This is a genomic window from Actinomycetota bacterium (assembly GCA_036280995.1).
Lineage (GTDB): Bacteria > Actinomycetota > CALGFH01 > CALGFH01 > CALGFH01 > CALGFH01.
Window position 1 is genome coordinate 1 of record DASUPQ010000734.1, and the last position, 4170, is coordinate 4170.

General features: G+C 71.9%; 4 protein-coding genes. All 4 read left to right on the top strand.

Annotated elements, in window-relative coordinates; all coding sequences use genetic code 11:
* Nucleotides 1-141, top strand: a 141-nt coding sequence (locus tag VF468_24605; GenBank protein HEX5881471.1) for a glyoxalase, incomplete at its 5' end; no start/stop codon positions are given.
* A 311-nt stretch (nt 142-452) separates the two neighbouring features.
* Complete coding sequence (locus VF468_24610; GenBank protein HEX5881472.1) at nt 453-1649, top strand: hypothetical protein; 1197 nt, start codon at nt 453-455, stop codon at nt 1647-1649.
* A gap of 534 nt (nt 1650-2183) precedes the next feature.
* Complete coding sequence (locus VF468_24615; protein ID HEX5881473.1) at nt 2184-2684, top strand: sigma-70 family RNA polymerase sigma factor; 501 nt, start codon at nt 2184-2186, stop codon at nt 2682-2684.
* Entirely contained in the window at nt 2681-3895 is a 1215-nt protein-coding gene (locus VF468_24620) for a hypothetical protein (GenBank protein ID HEX5881474.1), read from the top strand. The genes VF468_24615 and VF468_24620 overlap by 4 nt, the downstream gene beginning before the upstream one ends.
* Nucleotides 3896-4170: the final 275 nt, after the last annotated feature.

The following is a 4170-nucleotide window of genomic DNA, read 5'->3' on the forward strand; positions in this document are numbered from 1 at the left end:
ATCAATGCCGCGCGTGGGGAGCTGGCCCAGCGGGGGGTGGAGGTCAGCGAGGTCCAGGAGTTCCCCTGGGGCTCCTTCGTGTTCTTCCAGGATCCGGACGGCAACCGCTGGTCGGTGCAGCAGCTGCCTGCTCGCGACTAATTGTGATTACCCGGCTAGGCCGTTTTCGCTGGTCAGGTTGCCTGAGACCGGCCGCCTTGGAAGCCAGACCCCCGACCTCGCCGCCCGTCGCCGACTCTGGCCGTGTTGCGTAACTCGTAACGATCTCGGGACGGTGGCTAGGGAGACTGTCACTGGCCACTGGGGGCTTCGCACTGGCGGCCGGTATGGCAGAGCAGGACGAGGGCGGCCCATGGTTGAAGAGTGCAGTTGATGACGGTGGCTCAGACCCCCCGGACTCGCAGCGGGCTTCAGGCCCGGACCACCGCTCGCCTAGCTTGGATGGCCTGCGGTTGGCACTGACGCTGCTGGCGGCGGGGCTGGTGCTGCTGTGGACTCGCCCGGATGGACCGGCGCCGGAGGGCTACGCGTCGAGGGCGGAACAGGCGATCAGCCTCGTGAGCCTGCTGGGACCGCCCCTGCTTGGTGGCCTGCTCGCGGCCCGGCGGCCCGCCAATCCGTACGGCTGGCTGTGGCTGGCCTATGGCTTGGGCTGGGCGGTCGTCGGCTTCACCAACGCCTATGCCATCTACGTGTCGGCCAGCGGCGGCGACGGGCTGCCGTGGTGGGCAGGCTCGATCGCCTGGACGGGCAACGTGGTGTTTGTGCCCCTGCTGGGCCTGACGACCTTGATTCTGCTGCTGTTCCCCGACGGGCGGCCGCCGTCTCGACGCTGGCGCTGGGTGACCCGAGCGATCGGGGTCACCGTCGTGGTGACCACGGTTGCCGGCGCCCTCCTTCCCGCGGACGAAGCTGACCCGATCGGGAATCCGCTGGCGGTCCAGGGCTCCATCGAGGCGCTCGCCGACACCGTCGCCAATGTTGGGATCACGACGTTGTTTCTGGCGATCCTGCTCTCGGCAGTGTTGCTGCTGCTGCGGTTCCGGCGAGCGAGGGGCCTGCAACGCCAGCAGCTGAAGTGGCTCGCCTACGGCGGGGGGTTCCTGGCGGCCTACATCCTGCTGGACATGATCAGTCAGGTACCCCCTGGGCTGGTGGACGCGCTGATCGAGGCGCTTACCTCTGGCGCCCTCTATGTCGGTGTGGGCGTGGCCGTGTTGCGCTATCGGCTGTACGACATTGACCGGCTGATCAACCGCACCCTGGTCTATGGGCTGCTCACCGCACCCTGGTCTATGGGCTGCTCACCGCCCTCCTCGCCGGCGTCTACGCCGCGATTGTGCTCGTCGTGGGCCAGGTGTTCGGCGGGGTCGGCGGAGAGCCCCCGAGCTGGGCGGTGGCCGGGGCCACGCTGGCGGTGGCCGCCTTGTTCCAGCCGGCCCGCCGCCGCATCCAGGCGGTCGTGGATCGGCGCTTCAACCGTCGCAAGTACGATGCGGCCAAGACCGTCGAGGCATTCAGCCGCCGACTCCGCGAGGAGGTCGACCTGGACGCGTTGTCGGGGGAGTTGCTGGGTGTGGTCGACCAGACGATGCAACCAACCCGGGCCTCGATCTGGCTCCGGCCAACCACCCGGTGAAGGCGCCTGAGGCAGCTCAGGCAGGGACAGAGCTGTCATCGCGCGACTCCGTCATCCGCCTAGTGTCGAGCTTCCAGTACGGCCCCGAGGGGAAGCTGGGATCGCCGGGCAGCAGGTCCCTGCGGAAGCGGCCGCGCAGCACCTGGGCGATGGCGGCGCACTCGGCGACGACCGCGTAGGTCCCGACTCCGGGAGGCTGCCGCGCCCCTGCGGAGGCTTGCCAACGAGGCAGGTGGTCACCCTGGACGGGCCTCACCCTCCGGCCGAGCTGGTACCGTCGCCGCCAGGCTTCGAGCTGCGGCGTCCTCGCCGGTGCGCCCTTGGCGTGCCCTAGTCTGGGCCGCGCTGGGGCCGCGAAGAGCCGATGCCGGCAATTCGCCGCAAATCCAGGGAGCGGCCTGCCAGTTCTTTAGGCCTCGGTCGAGGTCGGCGTCCTTGGTAGCTGTCCGCCTGACCGTGCAGCGGTGCGGTCGTCCGTCCGACGGTGGAACCGGATCGGCCCGAGCGGCATGTTAATGGTGGACCGGACCGCCGAGCCGAGCCGATGCCGATGGGCGATGACAGCTTCGCCGCCTTCTACACCGCCTCCTACCAGCGGCTGCTCGGGCAGCTGTTCGCCGTCACCGGCGACCTGTCCGAGGCCGAGAACCACCTCCAGGAGGCGTACGCCCGCGCCTATGTCCGCTGGGCCCAGGTGTGCGCCTACGACCGCCCGGAGGCGTGGGTGCGGCGGGTGGCGCTGAACCTGGCCGCCCTGGCCGCCAGACGGCTGCGTCGCCGGGCCGTGGCGCTGCTGCGACTGGGCCCGCCGCCGGCGGTGCCCGAGCTGAGCCCCGAGCTGCTGGACCTCCACAACGCGCTGCGTGCCCTGCCGCTCGGCCAGCGGCAGGTGATCGTGCTGCACCATCTGGCGGGCCTGCCGGTCGAGGAGGTGGCCCGCGAGCTGCGGGTGCCGACCGGGACGGTCAAGTCCCGGCTGGCCCGCGGCCGCCGTGTCCTGGCCCACGCGCTCGCCACCGACCGGCCGGAGGTTTCGCAAGGATGAACGACCTGGACGCACGACTGGAGCGGCTCGCCGCCGAGGCGACCAAGCACGCCACACCCCCCGACCTGCAGGTCATCGTGCGGCGTGCGCGGCATCGGCGAGCCCGCTCCCGACCCATGCTGGTTGGCACGGTCGCCCTGGTCGCGGTGCTGGCCGCCGCGGTCGCCTTGGCTGCCGTCCGCGGCCAGGATCCGGCCCTGGTCGGCCCCTCCGCCACCACGCTGCCCACGCCCGGCACGGTCTCCACCAAGGGCTGGAAGTCCTACACCGACACGACCGGCAACCTCCGCTTCCGCTACCCGCCCGACTGGCGGATCGTGCCGTACCCGATACGCGGCGGGAAGGGGGAGCGGTACCTGACCCTGGTCCCGCCCGGGATCGCGGTCCCGGCAATGCCGCCGGCGGCATTCGAGGTCTCGTGGCAGGTCGGCCGGTCGTTCTGGATCGGCGAGAACTGGGTGGGGGGGACCACCAGCCTGGGCCGGCTGCCCAACGGCCGACCCTACCTGCGGACCGTCAGCGACCGCATGGCCGATGACCGGTACCACTTCGCGGGCTGGTCGATCGACTGGGGCCGCCCGTGCCTGACGGGCGCGGCCCGCTGCGTGCCCCACAGCGTCGGGTTCGGGATCCGCGCGGACGGCCGGCGACTGTGGGACCGCTACCGGGCGGTCGCCGAGACGATCCCCACCACGGTCGAGCAGCTGCGGCCCACCGCGCCCACGGTGGGGGACACGAGCCTGCCGGCCTGCAACCCCGACCAGTGGCGGCTGGTCTGGGTGGAGGAGTACGGCCTGGCCGACGGCTACCAGGGGACCGTCCTCCAGGGCGGCGTGCGCTACCGGCAGGGACCACGCTGCCACCTGCGGCTCACCCTGCGCCTGGCGGTGACCGACACCGCGGGTCGGCCGCTGCCGGTCAGGGGCAACCCGGCCAGCACCACCGTGGAGGGCGACCTGCCGGTCGACGGCATCCAGCGGCTCAGCGGGTCGTGGGTGATCGGCGGCGCGATGATGTGGCGCTTCCTCTGGCGCGAGTGGTGCAACCGCGGGCTGCCCCAGGCCAGCCTGCGGGTCACCGCTGAAGGCGGCGCCAGCCTCACCGTTCCCGGGATGGACCCGGCCCCGGACGAGACCCCGCCAAGGGTCTCGGGTCCGGGGCCCTGCCAGGACCGCGGCCGGCCCTCGACGGTCGCCGGCTGGCCGTCGTGACCCCGGCCTAGGGCACCTCGGTGGTGGCGTCGGGTCCAGGACGAAGGTTTCCGCGGCTACCAGCGCGACCGGCGGGGCAGGTTCACCAGCGGCCCCCCCGATCCCTTGCCCCACCCCCCACGCCGGGGCCGTGGCGGACGCCATCGACTGGTTCCGCCAGCAGCGATCACCAGGGGCTGTGTGCACCATCTACCCGAGCCTGAAGGCGGCCGCGTCGGGTTCGGGGACCCAGTGGTTTGGCGGGGGCTCGAGCCAGCGTTCGTGGCGGGCGAGCT

What these genes read in the sequence shown, in the direction of transcription:
- VF468_24620 (HEX5881474.1), top strand. Translation starts at nt 2,681, where the DNA reads ATGAACGACCTGGACGCACGACTGGAGCGGCTCGCCGCCGAGGCGACC.
- VF468_24615 (HEX5881473.1), top strand. Translation starts at nt 2,184, where the DNA reads ATGCCGATGGGCGATGACAGCTTCGCCGCCTTCTACACCGCCTCCTAC.